Raw genomic sequence first — 23139 nt, forward strand, 5'->3', positions numbered from 1 at the left:
TCACCGTACGGGGCCCGGGGCCGCGGCCGCGGCCGTCCGCGCGGGCGAGGTGAGGTGCGTCGGCACGCGCTTGACCAACTGGCCCATCTCGTAGCCGATCACGCCCAGGTCCGCGTCCGGCTCGGCGAGCACCGCCAGCACGGCGCCGGGGCCCGCGGCCATCACGCACAGCACGACGTCCTCGTGCTCGACGAGCACCTGGCGCACCCCGCGGGCGGTGCCGGTGCCGATGCCGGCGCCGAGCGAGAAGAGCCCGGTCGCCACCGCGGCGAGCCGGTCGGCGGCGGCGGTGTCGAGGTCGTGGGCGTGCATCCGCACGCCGTCCGTCGAGGCGACGACGGCGCTGCGGGCGCTGGCGACCTGCTGGACGAAGTTGGCCAGAAGCCAGTCGAGGCTTTCGCTCACGAAGACGGGCCTTCCGTGGATCGGTGCTGCTGAGGCGTGGGGGCGGGGCCGGGATACTCGTCGACGGCGCGCTGGTCGCCGTCCTCGGCGGCGCGGGAGCCGGCGGTGAAGCTGGCCATGAGGCCGGTGTTCAGGGGGGCGGCGGGGCGTGCGGGAGTGGGGGTACCCCCGCCAGTGAGGGCGTAGCCGGCGGGGGAGCCGGGTGCGGCGCCGGGGACACCTGGTTCGCGGCGCAGCTCGGGCACCAGGTGGCTGCCGGAGCGCTCGGGCAGCGGGGGGCGCTGACCGGGGGCGGGGGCGGCGTGGCGGGGGGTGTAGCCGGCCGCCGGGCCCGAGGGGTGCGGGGCGGTGTCGGGGTGGCCGGCGCCGGGCGCCGGGTGGGCGGGGGTGCGCTCGTGGGCGGCGGCGCTCTCGTACGGGGCGGTGCTCTCGTACTCGGTGCCGTCGTGGGCGGGGGTGCCGTCGTACGCACCGGCGGTCTGGTGCGACGCGGCGATCCGGTGCGCGCCCGTCGCCTCGTGCGCACCCGTGGCCTCGGCCGCACCCGTCGTCTCGTACGTACCGGTCATGCGGTGTGCACCCGTGGCCTCGTGCGCACCCGCGGCCCGCGCACCCGCGGCACCCGTGACCTCCGGCGCGCCGGTGCTCCGGTGGGCGCCCGTGAGCTCGTGGGCACCCTGCTGCGGCTGCCGTGCCACCCCGTTGGCGGTCCGGGCGGGCAGCGGCGCCGCGGCGGTGCCCGCGACGGCGGGCGCGGGGCGCTCGGCGGCCTCGGCGGCGCCGGGGCGTTCGCGCTTCTCCTCGGGGTCCATCAGCAGCGCGTTGGGCAGCAGCACGGTGGCGCGGCAGCCGCCGTAGACGTTGCGCTGGAGCTGGACGGGGATCCGGTGCCGGCGCGCGAGGTGGGCGACCACGAGGAGGCCGATGCGGCCGTCCTTGATCTGCTCGTCCACGGCCTGCGGCGTGGCCCGGCTCAGCAGAGTGTTCATCCGGTCCTGCGTCTCGGCCTGGAGCCCGAGCCCGCGGTCGTCGATCTCCACGACGAGGCCGGCCGCGGCCGGCTCGACCCGCAGCTCGACCTTGGTCTCCGGCGGGGAGAACCCGGCCGCGTTCTCGACCAGTTCGGCGATCAGGTGGATGACGTCGGGGGCGACGGCACCCTCCAGCACGCCGGTCATCGGCGGCACCAGCTTGACGCGCCCGTAGTCCTCGACCTCCGAGACCGCCGAGCGCAGCACGGCGTTCACGGGCATCGGCCGGCTGATGCGGCGCGGCACGGCGCCGCCGAGGATCGCCAGGCTCTCCACCTGGCGGCGCAGCCGGGTGACGAGGTGGTCGAGCTGGAAGAGGCCGTGCAGCAGGTCCGGGTCCTCGACCTGCTTCTCCAGCCCGTCCAGCTCGTCCAGGGAGCGGATGACGAGGTTCTGCAGCCGGCGGGCGAGGTTGACGAAGACCTCGATGCGGCCGCGGGAGGAGACGTCGACGACGGCCTTGAGCGCGGCGTGCACGGTGGCGTGCACCAGCCGCTCCAGCGACTCGGGGGTGACCTCGGCGGCGGCGCGGGGAGCGGGGGCGGCCGTGGAGAGCGACAGCGCGTCGGGCTCCGGGCGTTCGCCGCGCTGCGCCTGGTCGACCAGGCGCAGCAGCTCGCCCTGCGCGGCCTCGAGGAGCGCGGTCAGCTCCACGTGGCTTTCCGCGCGGGCGTCCTCCTCGGCGTCGAGGGCGTCGGCGAGCGCGCCGATGCGGAGTATCGCCAGGACCGTGATGCCCACCACGGCCAGCACTCCGGCACCGATGATCATGCGGGTCTCGGCGCTCGTCGACCCGCCTATGAGCGCGGCGTACGTCGTGGCGCCGCCCACCAGCAGCGCGGCGGTCACCGGCAGCAGCGTGACCCGCCAGAGCCGGGCGCGCAGGGCACGGCCCGCGCGGCGCCGCCGGGAGGGGAACCGGCCCTGGCGGGGGCCGTCGTTCCCGGCGGGAGCGGGGTGGTCGGACATGGGCTTCCTCGCTTGATGGGCCGTACGAGGACAGCATCGGGCTGCGCTGTCGTACGGCGTCGTGCGGCGTTTCTTCCGGCCGTCTGCCGGGCAGTGCGCGCGCGGCGCACACACATCGGATGGTCACCGTGCTCTCAACGGCACCGTGAGCCACACCTACATTGCTCACCTACGGGTGTCGTTGCCACCGGTCCCCGGGGTCGTTTGGGGGTCGCTTCCCGGGGGGTTCGCACGCGTGTTCATCTTCGCCCGCCGCGGGTCCGGTCGGGCCGGAACTGCGTTCGGTTTCCGCCGGTCACAGCGCCGGCGAGGGCACCGGAACCGTCGGCCGCGGGCTCGCTCCGGAAGCCCGGGGAAAGGCCGTCGAGTTCGCCGAGGTCGCCGACGAAGCGCAGCACCCCGTCGAGTTCCTCCAGTCCGATCAGCCGGCTGCGCGGCCGGAGCATACCGGCGCTGCCGTAGCGCCCCAGCTCCGCGCACCGGCCCGTCAGCCAGGCCCAGTCGAGATCCAGGTGGTCCGCCAGCCGGCGCAGCCGCTCCGCCGCCGTGGCGCCGTCGATGACGCTGTGCGTCTGCGCGTGCCGTACGGCGTCGGCGTACGCGCGCAGCCGCGCCCAGTGGCTGGTGGTGTCGACCTGCCAGATTCCGTCCGTACGCAGCCAGTTGGCGATGACCGCGCGCTCGCCCGGCAGCAGCGCGAACCCGTCGACCTGCGCGTACTCCGGCTCCGTGCACACCCACGTGGTCAGCCCGTGCTGCTCCAGCAGCGCCAGGGTCAGGAACAGCAGCGTGCGCTCGTAGCGCTCGCTGGTCTTGACCGCGTTGTGCGGCAGGCAGAAGGCGTGCCCGTACGGGCGGTCGGCGTCCGCGAGCGCGTCGCGCAGCGATCGCAGATACGCGTGCTTGTGCCGGAAGAACAGCCAGGCGGCGGCCTCTTCGCCGTACTGCTCACGGGCCCAGAACACCGGCGGCTCGCCGGCGTCCGCGCTCAGCTCGCGCAGGATGTGCTGGTCGCAGACGTGCGAGCCGAGCCACGCGGTGCCGACGTCGGACAGCTCCGGCATCGCCGAGCGGGCCACCGCGGACCGCTCGCGGGTCAGGAAGTCGTCCAGCCCGCTGCGCTCCGCCTCCAGCACGGCGTCGTCGGCGAGGAGGCCGTCGTCGAGGTTGAGGACGGCCCAGAGGATCCCGTACGTCAGGTCGTCGAGCCGGTACGCGCGCGGGATCGGCAGCACGTCCACCGGGTCGGCGGCGACGGGCTGCCGGGCGCGTACCGCGTCGAGCACGAACAGCCCCTCGCCGCGCCGCGCACCGAGCGCGGCGAGCAGGAGCGCCCGGCGCGCGGGGCGGATGAAGTCGCGCAGGTGGGGGTGGTCGTCGGGCCCGATGACGACGCTGTCGGTGCCCGCCTCCGCCTCGTACAACTGCACGGCCACGGACGTGCCGTCGAAGACGCGGTGGCCGTCGAGCTGCCAGACCCCGCCGCCGCCGGGGGCCGGCGCGGTGGGCGAGAGGAAGGACGTGGACCAGGTGACGTCGAGCGCGCGGGCGGTGGCCAGGGAGGCGTCGTCGGGGAGGCGGGGGGTGGTGAACGTGCGCGTGGGCGCCGGGCCGAGGAGCGCGTCGACGTCGATGCCGAGCATGTGCTCCAGGACGGTGCCGGCGTTGCCGCGCGGTATCTGCTCCCCGGCGAGCCACCGCTTGAAGGTGGTGCTGGAGATGGTGAGTCTGGCGAGCCGCGGGTCGCCGTACTCGGCGGCGGCCTTGCGCGCGGCGTGCGTGTAGTGGACCTCGAACGTCGAGAATCTGGCCCAGCCGCGCTTGGCCAGCTCGACGCGGAGCAGCGTCGGCGGCGGGGGCGCGTGCCCGGGCTCCGGCTCCGGCTCCCGTGGGGCGTCCGGGGTGTCCGGGGCGTTCGGGGCCTCGCCCGGGGGGACGCCCGGAGGGGCGCCCCGGGCGTCGTCGTCCGCGGGCTGCGGGGTGTGGCCGTCGGCGGGTGGTCCCGTCGTGGTCATGTATGCGCTACCTCGATCTGCCGGCTCAGACCGGAACTTTGCGCTCCGTAGCCTGCCTTCTGGCATGTGCCATGTGTAAGTTCCGAGGGTGTGCAGAGCGTTCACCGCGACGGTGCGCATTAAATCGGGTGATCTTGCAGGTCGTTCGAGGGTCGTCCGGCGCAGAGCGGCCTGCGGGGGGCGCGCGGCGGGCAATAATGCGCGTCCATGACGCGAGGCAGGCCCACGACTCGGTTGACATTGACGGACCGAGAACTCCACTTCCTCGAACACCTGGTCGCACACAGCGGCACCCCGGCGGCGAGACGGCTCCACTGCCGGATCGTGCTCGCGTGCGCGGCGGGGGAGTCGAACGGGGAAGTGGCGGCCCGGTTCGGGATCACCGCGGCGACGGTGTGCCGGTGGCGCAACCGGTTCGCCCGGGAGCGGCTGGCGGCGGTGCGGGCTGCCGGCGGCGGGCAGGGCGCGGCCGGGCAGGGCGCGGGCGCGGGGCGGGAGCCGGGGGAGTCGGCGGCGACCGGAGCAGGGGGCAGGTCACAGACCGGGGCGAGGGCGAAGCCGGGGTCGAAGGCGACGTCGAAGTCCAGACCCGCGTCCCCGATCGCGTCCACGCCCGCGCCCGGGGCCGGGTCCGGGTCCGGGGCCACGTCCCGGGGCAGGTCCGGGGCCGGGCGCAGACCCGTTCCCGGCGAGTACGTGCGTGTCAACGTCCGGTTGGCCGCGCTCATGCGGGAGTCGGGGCTCACCCCGACCTCCCTCGCCGGCCAGGTACGGGAGCTGGGCCGGCGCCGCGGTCTCGAACTGCGCTGCACGCACACGTACGTCAAGCGCTGGCTGCGCGGCAGCTTCGGCCCCTCCGTCCCGCCCGAGCTGATCGCCGCCGTGTTCTCCCGCAGGCTCGGCCGGGACATCACCCCGGGCGACATCGCCGCCCCTGCCGGCCGCCGCCGGCTCCTCCCGGACGACCTCGGCCTCAGCGGCCCGTCGACGCCCCACGGCGCCGTCCGCACCGCCGCCCGGCTCTGGGACTCCGACCCGCGCTACGCCCTCCCGCCGGTGTCCGCCGCCGCCCTGCGCGACTCCGTCCGCCGGTGGCGCGGCGCCACACCCCCCGCGCCGCCGCAGCGCGCCGTGGGCTCGTACCGCGTCGGACCGCACGACATCGCGAAGATCCACGCGCTGACCGAGCACCTCGCGATGCTCGACAACCGCTACGGCGGCGGCGCCGCCCGGTCGATCGCGATGACCCACCTGCGCACCGACGTGCTGCCGATGCTCGAAGGCAGCTACACGGGCGCGGTCGGCCGCAACCTGTTCCGCGCCGCGTCCCTCGTCACCCACCACACCGCCCACCTGCTGTACGACACCGGCCGGCACGGCGCGGCCAGGCGCTATCTGCGGCTCGCCCTCGACATGGCGTACCACGGCCACGACCGCGCGTTCGCCGCCAAGATCCTCGGCACCCTCGCCCACCAGGCGGTCCACCTCGGCGACTACCGCGAGGCCGTCGACCTCTCCGAGGCCGGCCTCGCCGAGCCCGGGCTGAGCCCCGCCGGCCGGGCCGTGCTGCACGCGATGGCCGCCCGCGCATACGCGCGGCTGCGCGACTCGCGGGCGAGCGCGATCTCCCTCTCGCACGCCGAGAGTTCCCTGTCCGCCGGCAGCCCCGCCCAGGAACCGGTCTGGCTGCGCTACTTCAGCGGCGCGGAGCTGCACGACGAGATCGCGCACTGCCTCGTCGACCTGCGGCAGGCGCGCGCCGCCCGGCCGCACGCGGAGCACGGGATCGCGGCGCGCGGTGACCGGTACGCGCGCAGCATCGCGTTCACGCGCATCGTGCTGGCCACCGCGTGGCTCCAGCAGCGGGAGGTCGAGCACGCCTGCCAGGTCGCGACGGGCGCGCTGCGGGCGACGGAGGACATCCAGTCCGAGCGGGTGCGCGGCTATCTCGCCGGGTTCCGGGACCGGCTGCGGCCGTTCCGGAACGTGCCGGCGGCGCGGGAGTTCTCGTACAAGGCGGCGCGGCGGCTGCGGTGACGGTGCGGCGCGGGGGGCCGGCTCAGCGGCGGACGAACCGGGCGGGCCGGTACGGCGCCAGCTCCGGCGCCTCCCGGCCGGTCAGCAACTCCCGCGCCACCAGCTCCCCCAGCCGCAGGGACAGCGTCATGCCGCTGTGCGTCACGACCGTGTACAGCCCCTCGGCCTCGGCGTGCGGCCCCACGATGGAGTTGTCGTCCGGCGGCAGCGGGCGCGTGCACACCCGGGCGGCGACGAGCCCCGCCGTCCGGGCGACGGCGGGCAGCATGTCGCGGGCGCGGGCGTGGAGTTCGCGGGCGAGCGCGGTGACGCGGTCGGCGGGCGTGTGCCGGTCCACCTCGTCGTTGAGGTCCAGCGCCTCCAGGTAGACGCGCCCGCCGGCGAGCGGCCGGGCGTGCAGGCGCGGGCTGAGCACCATGCGGGTCAGCGGCGGTCCGGCGTCCGCGCCCGGCCGGAGGTGGGCCAGCAGCGTCGGCGCCTCGGACCCCGGCGCGTCGCCGGGCACCAGCGGCACGTACGCGCCGGCCAGCGCGGCGACCGCGGGCGTACGCCACCCGGCGCAGCACACCGCGACGTCCGCCGGCACCGTCTCGCCCCCGGCGCACCGCACGCCGCGCACCCGGCCGCCGGCGGTGTCGACGGCCACGACGCGGGCGTCCTCGCCGGTACGGACGTGGACGCCGCGGGCGCGGGCGGTCGCGAGGAGGTGGGCGACGAGCGGCTGCGGGTCGACGGCGGCCTCGTCGGGGAAGTACGCCACCCGGGCGGCGTCCTCGATGCGCAGCGCGGGCTCCAGCTCCCGGGCGCGCGTCACGGGGATCCACTCCGCCGCGTACCCCCAGTCCTTGAGCCGCGCGACGGTCCGGCGGAGCTGGTCGAGCCCCTCCCCGCCGGAGGCCCACCGCAGGGCACCGCCGGGCCGGTACCAGCCGGGTCCCGCGCCCTCGCCCCGGCCGTACGCCGCCGGGCCGGTCCGCCGCGCGAGGGCGGCGTGGGCGCGCATGCCCGAGACCGCCAGCTCGTGGTAGTGCCGCGGGGACTTGGAGTGGGCGTTGATCCAGGCCATGGAGCTGGCCGTGGTCCCCGCCCCCGGCTCGCCGCCGTCGAGCAGCCACACCTGCGCGGGTCTGCCGCCGCCCGTCTCCCCGTCCCCGAGTTGCGCCGCCAGCGCCGTACCGATCACGCCTGCACCGATCACCACAATGCGCACGATGGATTCGCCCCCGTTTCGCTCGTGCACGTCGTCTTTTCCAGGTTGCCACCGAGAGGCCCGTGGCGCGGGAATGGAAGATGACGTGTCCGGATATCACCCGTGGCGGGAAGGAAGGTGAGGTTCGCGCGGAAGGTAGTTTCGAGATCGCGACGAATGGACGAACGGATGACTGGACGAACGACCGAGGAACGGAGCAGGCCCATGAAGCAGCACATCGTCCGACCGGAGGGATCCCCGCCGGTCAACGGCTACAGCCACGCGGTGACGTTCACCGGCACGATGGTCGCCGTCTCCGGTCAGGTCCCGCTGGACGCCGCCGGCAGCCCGGTGGGCGAGGACGACGCGGAGGCGCAGGTGCGCCAGGTCTTCGCGAACCTCACGCGGGCGCTGGAGGCGGCCGGTTCGGGCCTGGAGCACGTGGTGAAGCTGACGGTCTACCTGACGGACCTCGCCGACCTGCCGGCGTTCCGCCGCGTACGGGACGAACTGCAGAACCCGGCGCTGCCGCCGGCGAGCTCGCTGGTGCAGGTGGCGGGGCTGGTGCGGCCGGAGTTCCGGGTGGAGGTGGACGCGCTGGCGGTGGTGCCGGGGGAGACGGGGGGCGTGGGGTGAGGCTCGGGCGGTACGGGCTGTTTGGGCCGTGCGGGTCGTGCGGGTCGTGCGGGTCGTGCGGGTCGTGCGGGCTGTCCGTGCCGTACGGGCTCTCCGTGCCGTCCGGCCCGTGCGGTCGAACGTTCCGGGTCCTTGCTCCGTCATAGCCGTGACATGCCGTGGGCACGTAGGGAGGGGATGCGATGGCAGTCCGCCGCAGACCGGCGCACGACGCGGGCCCCGCGCTGTCCGCCGCCGACGCGAGCCGGGTCCGGGCGGTGCTCGCGCTCGGCGGCGTGCCGTTCGGCGAACTCGACGACGGCGTGCAGCAGGTGCAGCTCAAGCTGCTGGAACAGCAGACGAGCCCGGACCGCCCCCCGGTCCGCAACCCGGCCGCCTGGGCGGCGGCCGTCGCCTCGCGCGTAGCCGCGGACTGGCACCGCGGCCGCACCCGCGACGCGGGCCTGCGCGACCGCCTGGCCGCCCGCTGGACCCGCCCGGCGGAACACCCCGAGGACGCGCGGCTGCTCGCCCTGGCGGTGGCGGAGGGCCTGGAGGAACTGCCGCCCGGCCAGCGCCAGGTGGTGGTGCTGCGCTACTACGCGGACCTGCCGGTGAAGGACATCGCGGCGGCGCTGGACATCCCGGAGGGCACGGTCAAGAGCCGCCTGCACGGGGCGGCGGCGGTGCTGCGCACGCGGCTGCGGGAGAGGGAGGTGGAGTGAGGTGCCGGGTCTGACGGAGGCGGAGGAGGAGCGGCTGCGGAGGGCGCTGGGGGTGATCGCGGCGGAGGCGGTGCGGAAGGACGTGCCGGAGGCCGTGGCGGGGGCCGTACCGGCCGTATCGGGCGCCGTACCGCGCGAGGAGAGGGCCCGGACCGAGCCGTCGCCGGCGGTGCGCCGCGTGCGCAGGGCCCTGGCGGCGGCGGTGAGCGCGGCGGCGGTGGTGGCGTTCGCGTTGCTCTCGTACACGACGCTCAGCGGCGCGGGGACCGACCGGATGGACAAGGCCGGGGAAGGGGACGACGGCGCGGACGGTCAGGGGCTGACGCTCCTGGAGAACGCCGCGTGTACGAAGCGCCTGCTGGAGGGCACGGTGGCGGACGTCGAGCAGGTCCCCCACCCGCCGGAGGGGTTCCCGTGGGTGGAGGTCACGCTGGCCGACGTGCGCTGGCACCTGCCCCCGTCGGCGGAGAGGCGCGTGACGGTCCGTATCCCGGACCCGGTGGAGTGGAACGACGAGAAGCCCTTCGCCCGCGGCGAGCCGCTGCTGGTGGAGGACCTGGGCCGGGACGACATCATGTACTACCGGGGTGCGCGCGGTGGGGCTTCGCAGGACCTGGAGAAGGTCCGCGGGGAGCGGCTGCGGGCGCTGAACAGGGCGCAGGAGGAGGACGTGAGGTGCCCGTCGTTCTGGGTGAACCGGGACGGCTGAGGGGCCTCACCTTTCCGGCAGCGGCGCGTGTGTCCGCGCCGACGCGGGTGGCGGCACCTGCGCGGTGCAGGCGTCGGCGATGGCCCGGGTGTCCCAGTAGAACGGATGGACCTCGGTGATCTGTCCGTCCCTGACCGTGATGGTTTGCAGGATGGGGAAGGCGAGTTCACGGCCGGTCGCACGCGCGCGGGCACGGATCCGGGTCAGGACGACCGCGGTCTCACCGGTGGCGAGGAACTCCTGCTCCACCATGTCGAACCTCTCCCAGACCTGCCCCATCGCGAGAAAGAAGCGCGTCATGCCGTCGTGCCCGCGCCATGTGCCGCCGTACGGCAGGGCATCCGCCTGATGCAACGCGACGTCCGGCGAGAAGAAGGGGGCGAGCGTGTCGAACGAAGCCTCGCCGGGGCCGCCGGCGGCGAGGTACTCCGCCTCGGCGGCGTACATGCCGGTGAGGACGGTCAGGGAGTCCGTGGTGGGTGGGGTCGTCATGACGCCAGCATGCTCGGCGAGGGCGGTGGCCTGCTGGCGGAATTCGGACGTGACGTTGGGGGGAACTGGTGCGCGGCGGGGATAGCCTCTGGCCATGCCGAGCTTCGAGATCACCCCGATCGGTACGGTCAGGAACGACCGGACGGACGTCCAGCACACGGACAACTGGGGTGCCGTCCGCAGCACGATCACCGTCGACGAACGCTTCGGCGACGCGTGCCTTCAGGGGCTGGAGGGCTTCTCCCACGTGGAGGTCCTCTTCGTCTTCGACCGCTTCCCGGAAGCCGACGACGACAGCGCCTACCGCGAACCCCGCCCGTACCGGGGCCGCTCGGACCTCCCGCCCATGGGCATCTTCGCGAGCCGCGGCCCCCGCAGGCCGAACCGGATCGGGGTGACGTCGTGCGCGATCGAGTCGGTGGAGGGGCGGGAGCTGACGGTGGTGGGTCTCGACGCGGTGTCGGGGACGCCGGTGATCGACCTGAAGCCGGCGATGGCGGAGTTCGGGGTGGTGGATGTCAGGCAGCCGGAGTGGGTGAGCCGGATGATGTCGGAGTACTTCCGGCCGTAGGGGGCGACGCGGCGCGATGGGGGCTCGGGATATCGGCGCCGGGGCGCGCTGTTCACCGCCCCTGCTGCCCGCTGACGGCTGACCGCGGCTGCCCGCTGTTCACCTGCCCCTGCTGCCCGATGCCCCCGCTTCCCGATTCCCACTCCCCCTCACACCCACCCAAGGGTATGCGCCCGCTCTGACAACACACCGGCGACCGTCGGCCACAAGCCCGCATCGAACGGGTCGGCCTGCACCGTCGCGAGCCCGAACCGATCTCGGCGAGCCGGACAGCATCTACGGATCGGCCTGCACCGTCGGATGAGCCGGTGGACGGGGGGTCGGCGAAGGGAAAAGGGCCTACGCCAGGGCACCCCCCGGGCCACCCCGCACTTGAATTGTGCGGGCCTCCGTCCGCCGTCAAGGGCGTCCCCTCCGCTTCGCTCCGGGAACGTCGCTACGCGATGGGCTGCGCCCACCCTTGACGGCGGACTCCGGCCCGTAAAAGACCGGCAGCTAAGGGTGGCCCGGGGGGAGCGGGCACCCTACTGCCGAAACTACGAAGGGGAACCCCGACCACGGGGGCCGGAACGCCCGAGCCGGGCCCACCCCCATCGCCGCCCCCCCCGGCGGACGGAGGACGAAACCCGAGACGGCCGCTGCCCGACCGCGGACGCTGCGGGTAGGGGGTGGGGCCGGGCACTGATGTCGCGGAGGGCTCGTACCGCGGGGTGGCAGGCCGGCATGGGGTGCATCCGGCGGAGAAATCCGGCCGTTACTCGCGGTAACACCACCCGATCCAGGCCGAATCAGGCCCCGAAGCCCGACTTTTGCCGCCCCAGGCGCCCCACCCCGCCCCGGCCGCCCGGAATGCGCGCCACCGGCCCGAACTCGCCGTAACCGGCCCTTCAAACCCGGCCACATCGCCCTCGGGGGCCGAGTTTTGCCCCTCCAGGAGCGCCCGCCCACCCCCCGGATGAACGTAACCGGTACAAACTCGCGGTAATCCCCTGCACAAACGTAGGCAAAACGCCCACACGAGCAGACTTTTGCCCAACGACACGCACCCGCCCCGGCCTTACCCCGGAGGTAATCGCCTCGGGCCGGCTACGCGGGCAAGCTGGCTGGCCTCTCCGCGTAGACGACACGCGGACAACGCGAAGGGCAACCGTGTCCATGCACACGCGCACCGTGGTCGAGGAACTGCTGCGCAGGATCGGCGAGGGCGATCCCGAGCGCATCGCCGAGATGTACGCCGAGCAGGGCGATTGGAAGCTGGACTGGCCGGAAGCCGAACACGGTCGCCCGGCCACGCCATGGATCCGTCACCGTTCCACGCGGGCCGACGCGGCGGCGCACTATCGGGAGCTTGCCGAGCATCACGTACCCGAAGAGGTGGCGACCCATGTCGAGCGCATCCTCGTCGACGGCGACGACGCGGTCGTACTCGGGGAGATCCGCCAGACCGCCCGGCCGACGGGACGCGCGTATCGCGCCCGGTTCGCGCTGCATCTCACCGTCGAGGGCGGTCTTGTCACGCGGCACCATGTCTACGAGGACAGTCTCGCCGTCGCCCAGGCATTCGAGGGGGAACGCCAGCGGTGAAGGCCGCCCGGCGGTCCCCCGCAGGCGTTGCCTACGCGACCGGGCGGGGGGGACGTACGCGGTCCGCGTGTGTCCGGCGTCGTCCGGTGTCGGTGGGGCCGGCCTCGACGGGCGGGGCATGCTGCGGTGGCCCCTTGCTCGGCCCGGGGGCCGGCGCTGCTCCGTTTCCGGGGGGCCAGGTGATCGGGGCGGTCCGGGCTCGGGGCTCCGGTGGCCCGGTTCGGTGTCTGTCGGGGGCGGGGGTCCCGTTTGCGGTGGTCCGGCCCCCGTGGTCGGGGTTCCCCTTCGTAGTTTCGGCAGTAGGGTGCCCGCTCCCCCCGGGCCACCCTTAGCTGCCGGTCTTTTACGGGCCGGAGTCCGCCGTCAAGGGTGGGCGCAGCCCATCGCGTAGCGACGTTCCCGGAGCGAAGCGGAGGGGACGCCCTTGACGGCGGACGCAGGCCCGCACACTTCAAGCGCGGGGTGGCCCGGGGGGTGCCCTGACGTACACCCTTTTCCCCTCGCCGCCCCCCGTCCACCGGCCCACCCCACACACGACAGTGCGCCCGGCACCGTACCCCCGCACCCGGGCCACGCATGCACCGCGCTTACCCACGGTGCCGGTGACCCGGGTGCGTTGTCACAGCGGGCGCATACCCTTGGGTGGGTGTGAGGGGGAGTGCGGGGCGGGTTACGTGGCTGTCGGGGTCGGCGGCTCCGCCTCGGGGACCTTGAACGTTGCCCAGACTGCCTTGCCCGGGCCGTTGCGGGCCGACGTGCCCCAGTCGTCGGCCAGGGCCGCGACCAGGAGCAACCCCCGGCCGCGGTCGTCCGTGTCCGCGGGTGCGCACACGTGGGGCTCCCCGCCCCCGGCGTCGTGTACCTCCACCTGAACGAGGTGCGGCTGCACCGCGACCCGCACCAGGAAGCGGCGACCGACCGGCGTGTGCCGCAGCGCGTTGGTCGCCAACTCCGACACGCACACCCGGATGTCGTCCGCCCGGTCCCCCGCGTCCACCACCGCCGCGACGAAGTCGCGTGCCCTGCCGACCGATCGGGCACTCCGGGCGAACAGACGCGCCTGCGTGGTCATCGTGTTGCTTCCTTCGTTCCGGGTTGAGCCGAGCCGTGGTGCGTGTCCGTCACGCCGGAACCACACGGCCCCGCGGACGAAGCGGCCCAGGGCCGCTCCCCTGACCCGCTGAGGTAAGAGCCCGGCCGGCTCCGCGGAAGGGCAGGGGTGCAGTCCGCCGCTCGGTTCGTTCGCCGCCTGGCTGTCCGCCATCGCCATGCCTCCCAATTCGTCATTTCGACCGATGCTCCGACCAGGGATCTACTACGTTGCGTAGATGCAGCATTGCTGTCCGTACCCGGCGGCAACAGGTCTTCATGTTTTCCGCCACCGCTGGAGAGATCGGAGTCGCACCATGCCCGCACGTCCCCGCGAACTGACCCCCGAGCGCAGCGCCCGGCACCTCTTCGGCGCGAAGATGCGCGCGCACCGCATGCGCGCGGGCATGAGCCTTGAAGCACTCAACGACGTGGTGAACATCAGCCGCAGCCACCTGTCCCGCATCGAGACGGCGGATGCCATGCCGCCCCCGGATCTGCCGCCGCGGCTGGATGCCGCCTTCGGTACGGACGGGATCTTCCGGGAGCTGTACCTGATCGCGGCGCGGGAAATCCACCCCGACCAGTTCAAGCGCCTTATGGAACTTGAGGCGCGTGCCCGCGTGATCGCGGAGTACAGCAGTCAGATTGTGCCTGGGCGCCTCCAAACGGAGGGCTATGCGCGTGCGCAGTTCCGGGCGGCCAATCCGTGGGCGTCGGAAGACAGGATCGAGGAACTCGTCGCCGCTCGGCTGAGTCGGCAATCGGTTCTTGGCTCCGACACGTTGATGGACTATTCGGCGGTGCTGGACGAGGCCATGCTCCGCCGGGGCTTCGGAGGGCCGGAGGTGATGCGGGCCCAACTCGCGCGCCTCGCGGAGCTGACGCTCACGCACACGACCATGATCCAGGTTGTCCCCTTCGACGTCGGAGGACATGGGCTGGCCGGAGGCACGCTCGTCCTGATGACCATGGAGGACGGTGCGCGGTTTGCCTACGAAGAGGGCATCACCACCGGCACGTTGATGGAGGATCTGGAAAGCGTCGTCGAACGCCAGCGGGTATACGATCTGGTAAGAGTGTCCGCTCTGCCGCCTGATGAATCGGCGGCCTTTATCCGGTCCGTGATGGAGGTACTTCCGACATGAGCACCATGCCTGGCTTCTCGGGTGCGGAGTGGGTCAAGTCGAGCTACAGCGGAAACGGCGGCGCCAACTGCGTCGAGTGGGCTCCCGCCCACGCCATCTCAGGCATCATCCCCGTCCGCGACAGCAAGGACCCCCACGGCCCCGCGCTCACCTTCGAGCCCGCCGCCTGGTCGTCCTTCGTCGCCGCCGTCCAGCGCGACGAGTTCGGCACCGTCTGACCCCGAGCCGCGCATGCGAGCGGACGAGGTCGTGCCCCTGGGGCGTACCGGCGTGTCCGTCACCCGCCTCGGCCTCGGACTCGCCTCCATCGGGGGGCTGTTCGCGCCCGTCTCCGACGCGGACGCCGCCCGCACCGTCGACGCCGCCTGGGACGCCGGGGTCCGGCTCTTCGACACCGCGCCCGTCTACGGGTACGGGCGCTCCGAACGCCGCGCCGGTGCCGCGCTCGCGGGGCGGCCGCGGGGGGCGTACGCGCTGTGCACGAAGGTCGGCCGGCTCATCGTGCCGGGCGGCACCGACACGCAGCCGATCTGGGCCGACCCGCCGGCCGGGGTCGGGCCGCGGCGGGACTACTCGTACGACGGTGTGATGCGGTCGGTGGCGGACAGCCTGGAGCGGCTGGGGCTGGACCGGATCGACGTGCTGCACGTCCACGACCCGGACGAGGACTTCCCCGTCGCCGTCACGGACGCCTACCGGGCGCTGGCCGAACTCCGCGCCCGCGGCACCGTCGGCGCGGTGTCGATCGGCGTCAACCACGCGCCGGTGGCCGCCCGTTACCTCCGCGAGGCGGCGGCGCCCGGGCCCGACTGCGTGATGCTCGCGGGCCGGTACAACCTGCTCGACCACACGGGCCTCGACGAATTGCTGCCGCTGTGCGCGGACCGCGGCGTCGCGGTGCTGGCGGCGGGCGTCTACCAGTCCGGGCTGCTCACCGACCCCCGTCCCGGTGCCCCGCACGGCTACGCCACGGTCCCCGCCCCGCTCGCCCGCCGCGTCGCCGCCTGGCACGCGCTGTGCCGCCGCTACGCCGTACCCCCGGCCGCGGCGGCCGTCCGCTTCCCGTTCGGCCACCCGGCGGTGACCGGCGTGGTGGTCGGCGCCCGCACGGCGGCGGAAGTCGCCGATACGGCACGGGCGTTCGCGCACCCGGTGCCGGCGGAGTTCTGGACCGCGGCCAGGTCCACGGGCCTGCTTCCCCCCGGCGTCCCCACGCCGCAGGGCTGAATCCCCGGTCAGGTCTCGTCGTGGAGGTTGATGATGCGGCAGCGCGGGCCGGGTGCGCGGGCGAGTCTGGCGTCGGAGGTCAGCAGCGGGGCGTCGAGGCCCTCGGCGAGGGCGACGTAGAAGGCGTCGTAGGAGCGCACGCTGCCGAGCTGGCGTACGCGTTCCAGCAGCGGCAGGTGCTCGTGCCGGCGGATGGGCAGGGTGCGGTAGTCGGTCACGGCCCGCGTGGTCTCCTCCCCGGCGAGCATTCCGGCGCGCTCCAGTCGCAGCAGCACGGAGGCGACCTCGGTGTCGATGAGGTACGGGGCCCAGAGCAGGCTCTCGCCGGCCAGGTGGCGAGCCGCGGCCTTGCCCCTGGTGCCGGTGTCCACCAGCAGGTCGACGACGGCGGACGAGTCGACGACGATCAACGGTGCTCCTCGTCCGCGAGCGCGGCGGTGTCCACCTCGGTGAGATCGACCGCGGCGTGCCCGCGGATGTGCGCGACGATCTCCTCCATCGTGGGGATCGTCGCTTCACGTTGTATCAACTCGTGCAGGAAACTCTGCAGGGACTTCCCTTCCTGGGCGGCACGAACCTTGATCGCTCTCAAGGTGTCCTCGGGGACGTCACGAATCGTCACGGCAGGCATGCATGCATAATACCTGCATTCACGGCAGAATGCCTGCACCGCACTCCACCCCTCAGCCCGCTCCGCCCGCCGCCGCCTCCTCCGCCCGCCGCCGTTCCGCGGCGCCCCCGCTGCCCGCCCCCGCCACCGCCGAAGGCCGCAGGTGGTGGACCACCGCCACCAGCGCCAGGGTCAGCGCCAGCAGCCCCGCCCAGATCACCCACTGCTCCGGCCACAGCCCCGGCGACGCACCGTCCGGCGTGCGGCCGCCGTCCACGCCCGTCGCGACGACCGCCGCCAGGCCGGCGACCGTCGCCACCACCGCGAGGCGGCCCCCGACGCGGGCGGTGAGCGGCAGGGGGCGGGAGCGGCCGGGGCCGCGGAGGCGGAGGCGTTCGCTGGGGCGGGCCGGGGCCAGGAGGCGGAGGAGGAGCATGGCGGCGATGGGCATCTGCAGGGCCCAGACCAGGGTGCGGAACGTGCCGTCGTACCAGACGTTCGTGCCGTACAGCAGCGTGTGCCAGACGCTGAGGACGTAGACGACGATGATGAAGCGGTGCAGCGCGCGCCACATGCGCGAACCGGTCCGCTGGCGCAGGTAGTAGGCCAGGCCCAGCGGGATCGCGAGGTAGAACGCCAGCAGGCCGACGAGGATGGCGATGCGGCCGGTGCCGGTGGTGTAGCCGCCGGGTACGAAGACCTTGAGGAAGGCGTCCCACAGCCGCCCTGGCCAGGTCGCCCCGCCCTCGTTGCCGCGGACCTCCTCCAGGAAGAACATCACCGCGTGCATGAACATCAGCGCGATCGTCGTCAGGCTCGTCGTGCGGTGCAGCTTCTCCAGCCCGGCGGGCGGCAGCCAGCGCACCCGCGGGCGCGGGCCGGTGCGCAGGAGGCTGAAGACGATGGTGATCCACGCCCACAGCAGGCCGGACCAGCCGAACGCCTGGCAGAGCCAGTACATCCAGTACTTGTCGGCGTCGGCGAGCATCGGCATGACCTGGAGGGTCGCCGACGAGCCGTTGTCGATGCGGACGTAGAGCCAGACGAATATCGCGCCGGTGACGACGAGCGCGATGCCCGCGTCCGGCCCGGCGGCACGGACGTCGGCCCCCAGCCCCGCCCAGTCGAACCGCCCGCCGCCGCGCTTCCCGGCGGACTCCCCGCCGCCCCCTTCCCCGCCCTCGCGGGTCTTTCCGGGCAGCCCGGATCGACGTGTCACTGCCATCTTCAGCCTCCTGAGTCCCGTCGACCCCGTGTGAGGTGTACCCATCACCCCCGGGAGATCAACACGGATCCACGGGCTCCAGCCGCGTCCACCCGGTCCAACCCCGTTCCCGCAGCAGCTCGATGAGCCGCCGCGCCGGCGGCGCCGCCTCGAACGCCAGCTTGTCCATCAGCTCCGCGAGCGGCGCCGCGAGGTCGACGTCCGCGACGTAGTCCCGGCCCCGTTCCGCCGTGAGGCGGGCGAGGTACGCGGCCAGGTCGTCGGCCAGGGCGGTCAGGCGCGGGTCGTCGGGCGGCCAGTCGAGGGCCCGGCCGAGGGTGCGGTAGAAGTCGAGGATCTGGGGGTCGGCGAGTTGGGCGCGCTTACGGGCCAGCCACTCCGGTACGCGGTCGGGGGCGTGCGCGGCCAGCGGGATCCAGCCCTCGCGCTCGACCGCGACGATCCGCTCGTCGACGCCGAGTTCCCGCAGCCGGTCGAGGAACGCCACGACCTCCGCCGGCAGCGCCAGGCTGTCGCCCGCCGTGAGCCGGGCGATGCGGCGGCGGTGCTCCCGGCGTTCGCGGATCTCGGCCCGCAGCCGCCGGTCGATGTCCGCGACCGCCGCCGCGAACTCCGCCTCGTCGGCTCGCAGCAGCTCCGCGACCCGCGCCAGCGGGACGCCGGCCTCGGCGAGGGTGCGGATGCGGATCAGCCCGACCACGGCGGCGGCGTCGTAGCGGCGGTAGCCGGAGTGGTCCCGGTCCGGCTCGGGGAGCAGGCCCTTGGCGTGGTAGTGCCGCACCGCGCGCACCGTCACCCCGGCGTACGCGGCCAGTTCGCCGATGGTCAGCATCGGGGCATCCTAGGTGGCCCCGCGGGTCCGGTAGAGGCGGCGCGACCAGAGGAAGCCGGCGGTGCCGATGACCGCGCACCAGCCGACCGCCCAGGCGGCGTCCGCGCCGTCCGGCGCGCCGCCGAGCAGGCCCCGGATCAGGTCCATGACCGGGGTGAACGGCTGGTGCGCCGCGAACCACCGCAGCCCCGCGGGCATCGACTCGACGGGGACGAACCCGCTGCCCACGAACGGCAGCAGCACGAAGACCATCGGCAGGTTGCTCGCCGTCTCCGGGTCGGGGCTCGCCAGGCCGAGTGCCACCGTGAACCAGGTCAGCGCGTACGACAGCAGCACCAGCAGCCCGGTCAGCGCGGCCCAGTCCGCCGCCGACGCGCCGCCCGGCCGCAGCCCGAGCGCGAACGCCGCCGCGCCCACCGCGAGCAGCGCCAGCGCGGTCTGGATCATCGCGGCGAGCACGTGGCCGGCGAGGACGGAGGACGGGGCGATGGGCATGGTGCGGAACCGGTCGACGATGCCGTCGGTCATGTCGTTGGCGACGAGCACGGCGGTGCCGATGGACACGCTCGCGACGGTCATCGTAAGGATCCCGGGGGTGATGTACGTGAGGTAGCCGCCGTGGAGGTCGCCGGGGAGGTTCGCGCCCATCGTGCCGCCGAAGACGTACGTGAACAGCAGCAGGAACAGCAGCGGCTGGCCGACGAGCATGATCGTCATCGAGGGGTAGCGGGCCATGTGCCGCAGGTTGCGGCGCAACATGGTCGCGGAGTCGCGCACGGCGTACGACGCGGCGGTCATGCCCGTACCCCCGCGGGGAGATCGGCCGGGACATCGGCGGGGACATCGGCGGCGTGGCCGGTCAGGGCCAGGAACACGTCGTCCAGGCCGGGTGAACGCACCGCGAGCCCGGTGACCGACCCGTCGTCGTCGAGCCCGGCCAGCAGTTGCCGCAGCGCGCCGAGGCTGCCGTCGTACGGCACGGTGACGGCCGGCGCCGCCGGGTCCGCCACCGCGCCCGGCAGCCGCCGCGCCAGCTCCGCCGCCCGCGCCGCGTCGGCGGCGTGCAGTTCGACGTGGCCGCCGGTGACGCGGCGCTTCAGCTCGGCGGCGGTGCCCTCGGCGACGAGACGGCCGCCGTCGAGCACGCCGATGCGGTCGGCGAGCCGGTCCGCCTCCTCCAGGTACTGGGTGGTGAGGAAGACGGTGGTCCCGTCGGCGACCAGGTCGCGTACGACGTCCCACAGCTCGCGGCGGCTGCGCGGGTCGAGCCCGGTGGTCGGCTCGTCGAGGAAGATCAGCCGGGGCGAGGACACCAGCGTCATCGCCAGGTCGAGGCGCCGCCTCATGCCGCCGGAGTACGTGGCGGCGCGCCGGTCGGCGGCGTCGGCGAGGCCGAAGCGGGTGAGCAGCCGCGCGGTGACGGCGGCGGCGCGGGCGCCTTCGAGGTGGCCGAGGTCGGCCATGAGGCGCAGGTTCTCGCGGCCGGTGAGCAGCCCGTCCACGGCGGAGAACTGGCCGGTGACGCCGATCGCCGCGCGCACCCGGGCGGGCTCGCGGCGTACGTCGTGGCCGGCGATCCGCGCCGTGCCGGCGTCGGCGGCGAGGAGGGTGGTCAGGATGCGGACGGTGGTCGTCTTGCCGGCGCCGTTGGGGCCGAGCAGGGCGTAGACGGTGCCGGCGGGCACGGCGAGGTCGACGCCGGCGACGACCTCGCGGTCGCCGTACGCCCTGCGCAGCCCGGCGGCCTCGATGGCGAGGCTGACAGCCGGGGTCACAGCGGGGGTTCTCGTGGTCATGCCGCCATGCTCGAAGGTTGACCCTGCGTCGGGGTCAAGCCCGCCGCGGACTCCGGCACCGGCGACGGTGTCGGCCCCGCCCTCTACACTGGCCGTGCAGCCGGTTCGCCCCGTCCGCCAGGCGGTGGCGTCGCAAGAGGGAACCCGGTGGGAATCCGGGACTGCCCCGCAGCGGTGAGCGGGAACGACCGCCGTCATACGCACTGGACCCGGCGGGTCCGGGAAGCGACGGCCAGTAGGTGCCCGTACGTGCGATGTGTCGCGTACGGACGCGCCCGCAAGTCCGAAGACCTGCCCGCTGCCCGCGCGCGGGCGTTCCGTGCGCGGACATCCCGGTGACCTCGAGGGCGGGTCGGCGCACGTGACGTACAGGGCAGGCATACGGACAGGCACCGCGACCCGGCGGGGATCCGCCGCGGCACCGCGGGTGCGCGCCGCGCCGCCCCCTTCGCGCCTCTTCCCCCTCCTCCCGTCGCCGGGATCTCAGGGATTCATCTCGCGAAGGAGATCTCCGTGACAGCGAAGTCCGCAGCCGCGGCGGCACGGGCCACCGTGTACGGCTACCCCCGGCAGGGCCACCACCGGGAGCTGAAGAAGGCGATCGAGGGCTACTGGAAGGGCCGGGTCACCGCCGGCGAACTCCGGGCCACGGCCGCAGAACTGCGCCGCGCCAACTGGCGGGAGCTGGCAGACGCCGGCGTCCAGGAGGTGCCGACCGGCGACTTCTCGTACTACGACCACGTGCTCGACACCAGCGTCATGGTGGGCGCGATTCCCGCCCGCCACCGCGACGCGGTCACGGCCGACCCCCTCGACGGCTACTTCGCGATGGCCCGCGGCACGCAGGACGCGCCGCCGCTGGAGATGACGAAGTGGTTCGACACCAACTACCACTACCTCGTCCCCGAGCTGGGCCCGGACACCGTCTTCACCGCCGACTCCGGCAAGCAGACGGCCGAGCTGACCGAGGCCCTGGCGCTCGGGCTGGGCGACGCCCGGCCCGTGCTGGTCGGCCCCGTGACGTACCTGCTGCTCGCCAAGCCGGCGCCCGGCGCGCCCGCCGGCTTCGAGCCGCTGACGCTGCTGGACCGGCTGCTGCCGGTGTACGCGGAGGTGCTGGCCGACCTGCGCGCGGCCGGCGCCGCCTGGGTGCAGCTCGACGAGCCGGCGCTCGTGCAGGACCGTACCCCCGCGGAACTCGCCGCCGCCGAGCGCGCCTACCGCGAACTCGGCGCCCGCGCCGACCGCCCCAAGCTGCTCGTCGCCTCGTACTTCGACCGCCTCGGCGACGCGCTGCCGGTGCTCGCCAAGGCGCCCGTCGAGGGCCTGGCGCTGGACTTCACCGGCGCCGCCGCCGCGAACCTCGACGCGCTGGCCGCCGTCGGCGGGCTGCCCGGCAAGCGGCTCGTCGCCGGCGTCGTGGACGGCCGCAACGTGTGGGCCGGCGACCTGGAACGGGCCCTGGCCGCCCTCGGCACCCTCCTCGGGCTCGCCGACCGGGTCGACGTCGCCGCGTCCTGCTCCCTGCTGCACGTGCCGCTCGACGCCACCGCGGAGCGGGACATCGATCCGCAACTGCTGCGCTGGCTGGCGTTCGCCCGGCAGAAGAGCGCCGAGGTCGTCACGCTCGCGAAGGGCCTGGCCCACGGCACCGACGCCATCGCCGCCGAACTCACCGCCAACCGCGCCGTCCTGGCCGCCCGCGCCGGCTCCCCGATCACCCGCGACCCCGCCGTACGGGCCCGCACCGCCGCCGCCACCGCGGCCGACGCCCGCCGCCCCGCGCCGTACGCCGAGCGCGCCGCCGCCCAGCGGGCCCGGCTGAAGCTGCCGGCGCTGCCGACGACGACCATCGGCTCCTTCCCGCAGACCGCGGAACTGCGCGCCGCCCGCGCCGACCTGCGCGCCGGGCGCATCGGCGCGGACGGCTACGAGCAGCGGATCGCCGCGGAGATCCGCGAGGTGGTGACGTACCAGGAGCAGGCAGGACTCGACGTGCTCGTGCACGGCGAGCCCGAACGCAACGACATGGTGCAGTACTTCGCCGAGCAGTTGACCGGCTACCTCGCCACGCGGCACGGCTGGGTCCAGTCGTACGGCACCCGCTACGTCCGCCCGCCGATCCTGGCCGGCGACATCTCGCGTCCCGAGGCGATGACGGTGCGCTGGACGACGTACGCGCAGTCGCTGACGGACCGCCCGGTCAAGGGCATGCTCACGGGCCCGGTCACGATGCTGGCGTGGTCGTTCGTCCGCGACGACCAGCCGCGCGCCGAGACGGCGCGGCAGGTGGCGCTCGCCCTGCGCGACGAGGTGGCCGACCTGGAGGCGGCGGGCACGGCGGTCATCCAGGTCGACGAACCGGCGCTGCGCGAGACGCTGCCGCTGCGCGCCGCGGACCGGCCGGCGTACCTGGCGTGGGCGACGGAGGCGTTCCGGCTGACGACGGGCGTCGCGCGCGCGGACACGCAGATCCACACGCACATGTGCTACGCGGAGTTCGGCGACATCGTGGCGGCCATCGACGACCTCGACGCGGACGTCATCAGCCTGGAGGCGGCGCGCTCGCACATGCAGGTGGCGTACGAACTGGCCGGGCACGGCTATCCGCGGGAGGCGGGTCCGGGCGTGTACGACATCCACTCGCCGCGGGTGCCGAGCGCGGCGGAGACGGTGGCGCTGCTGCGCACCGGGCTGCGGGCGATCCCGCCGGAGCGGCTGTGGGTGAACCCGGACTGCGGGCTGAAGACGCGCGGCTGGCCGGAGACGCGGGCGTCGCTGGAGAGCCTGGTGGCGGCGGCGCGGGAGGTGCGTGCGGAGCTGCCCGGGTGACGTGACGTCACACGTCCGGCTCCTCGCCGGCGGGTGCG

22 protein-coding genes and 1 riboswitch are annotated in these 23139 nt (G+C 74.2%); of the genes, 10 read left to right on the forward strand and 12 right to left on the reverse strand.

Annotated features, from left to right (window positions below):
* The 3 genes from O7599_RS18885 to O7599_RS18895 all read right to left on the reverse strand — a co-directional run bounded on the left by O7599_RS18885 (window position 1) and on the right by O7599_RS18895 (window position 4420).
* Window positions 1–405 (reverse strand): roadblock/LC7 domain-containing protein, encoded by a 405-nt coding sequence (locus O7599_RS18885; protein WP_281616776.1) that lies wholly within the window; start codon window positions 403–405, stop codon window positions 1–3.
* Entirely contained in the window at window positions 402–2405 is a 2004-nt protein-coding gene (locus O7599_RS18890; RefSeq protein ID WP_281616777.1) for an ATP-binding protein, read from the reverse strand. Before O7599_RS18890 ends, O7599_RS18885 begins: the two co-directional genes overlap by 4 nt.
* A 239-nt stretch (window positions 2406–2644) precedes the next feature.
* On the reverse strand, window positions 2645–4420 hold the full coding sequence (locus tag O7599_RS18895) for a hypothetical protein (protein WP_281616778.1): 1776 nt from the start codon (window positions 4418–4420) through the stop codon (window positions 2645–2647).
* A 240-nt stretch (window positions 4421–4660) separates the two neighbouring features.
* Between O7599_RS18895 and O7599_RS18900 the strand changes: the two genes are divergently transcribed.
* Window positions 4661–6457, forward strand: a complete 1797-nt coding sequence (locus tag O7599_RS18900; protein WP_281616779.1) for a helix-turn-helix domain-containing protein — start codon at window positions 4661–4663, stop codon at window positions 6455–6457.
* Window positions 6458–6479: 22 nt separating this feature from the next.
* Here the strand turns inward: O7599_RS18900 and O7599_RS18905 are convergent, their stop codons facing one another.
* The gene (locus O7599_RS18905) at window positions 6480–7658 is read right to left on the reverse strand and encodes an FAD-binding oxidoreductase (RefSeq protein ID WP_281616780.1); all 1179 of its coding nucleotides are present in this window, start codon (window positions 7656–7658) and stop codon (window positions 6480–6482) included.
* A gap of 213 nt (window positions 7659–7871) precedes the next feature.
* Here O7599_RS18905 and O7599_RS18910 point away from each other — a divergent pair, with 213 nt between their 5' ends.
* From O7599_RS18910 to O7599_RS18920, 3 genes are all read left to right on the forward strand, one after another.
* Entirely contained in the window at window positions 7872–8282 is a 411-nt protein-coding gene (locus O7599_RS18910) for a RidA family protein (protein WP_281616781.1), read from the forward strand.
* Between the two features lie 182 nt (window positions 8283–8464).
* On the forward strand, window positions 8465–8986 hold the full coding sequence (locus O7599_RS18915; RefSeq protein ID WP_281616782.1) for an RNA polymerase sigma factor: 522 nt from the start codon (window positions 8465–8467) through the stop codon (window positions 8984–8986).
* A gap of 1 nt (window position 8987) precedes the next feature.
* Window positions 8988–9695, forward strand: coding sequence for a hypothetical protein (locus O7599_RS18920; protein ID WP_281616783.1), 708 nt, complete (start codon window positions 8988–8990; stop codon window positions 9693–9695).
* A 6-nt stretch (window positions 9696–9701) separates the two neighbouring features.
* On the opposite strand, the gene O7599_RS18925 is transcribed toward O7599_RS18920, so the two are convergent.
* Window positions 9702–10187, reverse strand: a complete 486-nt coding sequence (locus O7599_RS18925; protein ID WP_281616784.1) for a nuclear transport factor 2 family protein — start codon at window positions 10185–10187, stop codon at window positions 9702–9704.
* A gap of 94 nt (window positions 10188–10281) precedes the next feature.
* Here O7599_RS18925 and O7599_RS18930 point away from each other — a divergent pair, with 94 nt between their 5' ends.
* Together O7599_RS18930 and O7599_RS18935 are read left to right on the forward strand one after the other, a co-directional pair.
* The gene (locus O7599_RS18930) at window positions 10282–10758 is read left to right on the forward strand and encodes an SAM-dependent methyltransferase (protein ID WP_281616785.1); all 477 of its coding nucleotides are present in this window, start codon (window positions 10282–10284) and stop codon (window positions 10756–10758) included.
* A 1155-nt stretch (window positions 10759–11913) separates the two neighbouring features.
* A complete protein-coding gene (locus tag O7599_RS18935; RefSeq protein WP_281616786.1) occupies window positions 11914–12342 on the forward strand; it encodes a nuclear transport factor 2 family protein in 429 nt (142 codons plus the stop codon).
* A gap of 670 nt (window positions 12343–13012) precedes the next feature.
* Here the strand turns inward: O7599_RS18935 and O7599_RS18940 are convergent.
* Entirely contained in the window at window positions 13013–13414 is a 402-nt protein-coding gene (locus tag O7599_RS18940) for an ATP-binding protein (RefSeq protein WP_281616787.1), read from the reverse strand.
* A gap of 334 nt (window positions 13415–13748) precedes the next feature.
* Between O7599_RS18940 and O7599_RS18945 the strand changes: the two genes are divergently transcribed.
* From O7599_RS18945 to O7599_RS18955, 3 genes are read left to right on the forward strand one after another with little or no spacing between them, the layout of a single operon-like run.
* Window positions 13749–14579: a helix-turn-helix transcriptional regulator gene (locus O7599_RS18945; protein WP_281616788.1), complete on the forward strand. Its 831-nt coding sequence runs from the start codon at window positions 13749–13751 to the stop codon at window positions 14577–14579.
* Window positions 14576–14797, forward strand: coding sequence for a DUF397 domain-containing protein (locus tag O7599_RS18950; protein WP_281616789.1), 222 nt, complete (start codon window positions 14576–14578; stop codon window positions 14795–14797). The genes O7599_RS18945 and O7599_RS18950 overlap by 4 nt, the downstream gene beginning before the upstream one ends.
* A gap of 13 nt (window positions 14798–14810) precedes the next feature.
* A complete protein-coding gene (locus tag O7599_RS18955; protein WP_281616790.1) occupies window positions 14811–15806 on the forward strand; it encodes an aldo/keto reductase in 996 nt (331 codons plus the stop codon).
* 8 nt (window positions 15807–15814) lie between these two features.
* Here the strand turns inward: O7599_RS18955 and O7599_RS18960 are convergent, their stop codons facing one another.
* The 6 genes from O7599_RS18960 to O7599_RS18985 are packed head-to-tail and all read right to left on the reverse strand — an operon-like array spanning window position 15815 to window position 20269.
* Complete coding sequence (locus O7599_RS18960) at window positions 15815–16216, reverse strand: type II toxin-antitoxin system VapC family toxin (protein WP_281616791.1); 402 nt, start codon at window positions 16214–16216, stop codon at window positions 15815–15817.
* Window positions 16213–16437, reverse strand: a complete 225-nt coding sequence (locus O7599_RS18965; RefSeq protein ID WP_281616792.1) for an antitoxin — start codon at window positions 16435–16437, stop codon at window positions 16213–16215. Before O7599_RS18965 ends, O7599_RS18960 begins: the two co-directional genes overlap by 4 nt.
* Before the next feature lie 52 nt (window positions 16438–16489).
* A complete protein-coding gene (locus tag O7599_RS18970) occupies window positions 16490–17641 on the reverse strand; it encodes a ferric reductase-like transmembrane domain-containing protein (RefSeq protein WP_281616793.1) in 1152 nt (383 codons plus the stop codon).
* Window positions 17642–17699: 58 nt separating this feature from the next.
* Complete coding sequence (locus O7599_RS18975) at window positions 17700–18473, reverse strand: MerR family transcriptional regulator (protein WP_281616794.1); 774 nt, start codon at window positions 18471–18473, stop codon at window positions 17700–17702.
* 9 nt (window positions 18474–18482) lie between these two features.
* The gene (locus tag O7599_RS18980; protein WP_281616795.1) at window positions 18483–19271 is read right to left on the reverse strand and encodes an ABC transporter permease; all 789 of its coding nucleotides are present in this window, start codon (window positions 19269–19271) and stop codon (window positions 18483–18485) included.
* Window positions 19268–20269, reverse strand: coding sequence for an ATP-binding cassette domain-containing protein (locus tag O7599_RS18985; RefSeq protein ID WP_281616796.1), 1002 nt, complete (start codon window positions 20267–20269; stop codon window positions 19268–19270). Before O7599_RS18985 ends, O7599_RS18980 begins: the two co-directional genes overlap by 4 nt.
* A gap of 134 nt (window positions 20270–20403) precedes the next feature.
* Window positions 20404–20562: riboswitch (cobalamin riboswitch) on the forward strand.
* A 220-nt stretch (window positions 20563–20782) separates the two neighbouring features.
* On the opposite strand from O7599_RS18985, the gene metE reads away from it, so the two are divergent.
* Complete coding sequence (metE, locus tag O7599_RS18990; RefSeq protein WP_281616797.1) at window positions 20783–23101, forward strand: 5-methyltetrahydropteroyltriglutamate--homocysteine S-methyltransferase; 2319 nt, start codon at window positions 20783–20785, stop codon at window positions 23099–23101.
* Window positions 23102–23139 lie beyond the last annotated feature (38 nt).

Origin of the sequence: Streptomyces sp. WMMC500, assembly GCF_027497195.1 — a bacterium.
In the GTDB taxonomy this organism is placed as follows: Bacteria; Actinomycetota; Actinomycetes; order Streptomycetales; family Streptomycetaceae; genus Streptomyces.

Excerpts from the sequence above, each read along its gene's own strand:
- O7599_RS18890 (WP_281616777.1), bottom strand. The coding sequence starts at position 2,405 with ATGTCCGACCACCCCGCTCCCGCCGGGAACGACGGCCCCCGCCAGGGC.
- O7599_RS18895 (WP_281616778.1), bottom strand. The coding sequence starts at position 4,420 with ATGACCACGACGGGACCACCCGCCGACGGCCACACCCCGCAGCCCGCG.
- O7599_RS18910 (WP_281616781.1), top strand. The coding sequence starts at position 7,872 with ATGAAGCAGCACATCGTCCGACCGGAGGGATCCCCGCCGGTCAACGGC.
- O7599_RS18915 (WP_281616782.1), top strand. The coding sequence starts at position 8,465 with ATGGCAGTCCGCCGCAGACCGGCGCACGACGCGGGCCCCGCGCTGTCC.
- O7599_RS18925 (WP_281616784.1), bottom strand. The coding sequence starts at position 10,187 with ATGACGACCCCACCCACCACGGACTCCCTGACCGTCCTCACCGGCATG.
- O7599_RS18930 (WP_281616785.1), top strand. The coding sequence starts at position 10,282 with ATGCCGAGCTTCGAGATCACCCCGATCGGTACGGTCAGGAACGACCGG.
- O7599_RS18935 (WP_281616786.1), top strand. The coding sequence starts at position 11,914 with ATGCACACGCGCACCGTGGTCGAGGAACTGCTGCGCAGGATCGGCGAG.
- O7599_RS18940 (WP_281616787.1), bottom strand. The coding sequence starts at position 13,414 with ATGACCACGCAGGCGCGTCTGTTCGCCCGGAGTGCCCGATCGGTCGGC.
- O7599_RS18945 (WP_281616788.1), top strand. The coding sequence starts at position 13,749 with ATGCCCGCACGTCCCCGCGAACTGACCCCCGAGCGCAGCGCCCGGCAC.
- O7599_RS18950 (WP_281616789.1), top strand. The coding sequence starts at position 14,576 with ATGAGCACCATGCCTGGCTTCTCGGGTGCGGAGTGGGTCAAGTCGAGC.
- O7599_RS18955 (WP_281616790.1), top strand. The coding sequence starts at position 14,811 with ATGCGAGCGGACGAGGTCGTGCCCCTGGGGCGTACCGGCGTGTCCGTC.
- O7599_RS18965 (WP_281616792.1), bottom strand. The coding sequence starts at position 16,437 with ATGCCTGCCGTGACGATTCGTGACGTCCCCGAGGACACCTTGAGAGCG.
- O7599_RS18970 (WP_281616793.1), bottom strand. The coding sequence starts at position 17,641 with ATGGCAGTGACACGTCGATCCGGGCTGCCCGGAAAGACCCGCGAGGGC.
- O7599_RS18975 (WP_281616794.1), bottom strand. The coding sequence starts at position 18,473 with ATGCTGACCATCGGCGAACTGGCCGCGTACGCCGGGGTGACGGTGCGC.
- O7599_RS18980 (WP_281616795.1), bottom strand. The coding sequence starts at position 19,271 with ATGACCGCCGCGTCGTACGCCGTGCGCGACTCCGCGACCATGTTGCGC.
- O7599_RS18985 (WP_281616796.1), bottom strand. The coding sequence starts at position 20,269 with ATGACCACGAGAACCCCCGCTGTGACCCCGGCTGTCAGCCTCGCCATC.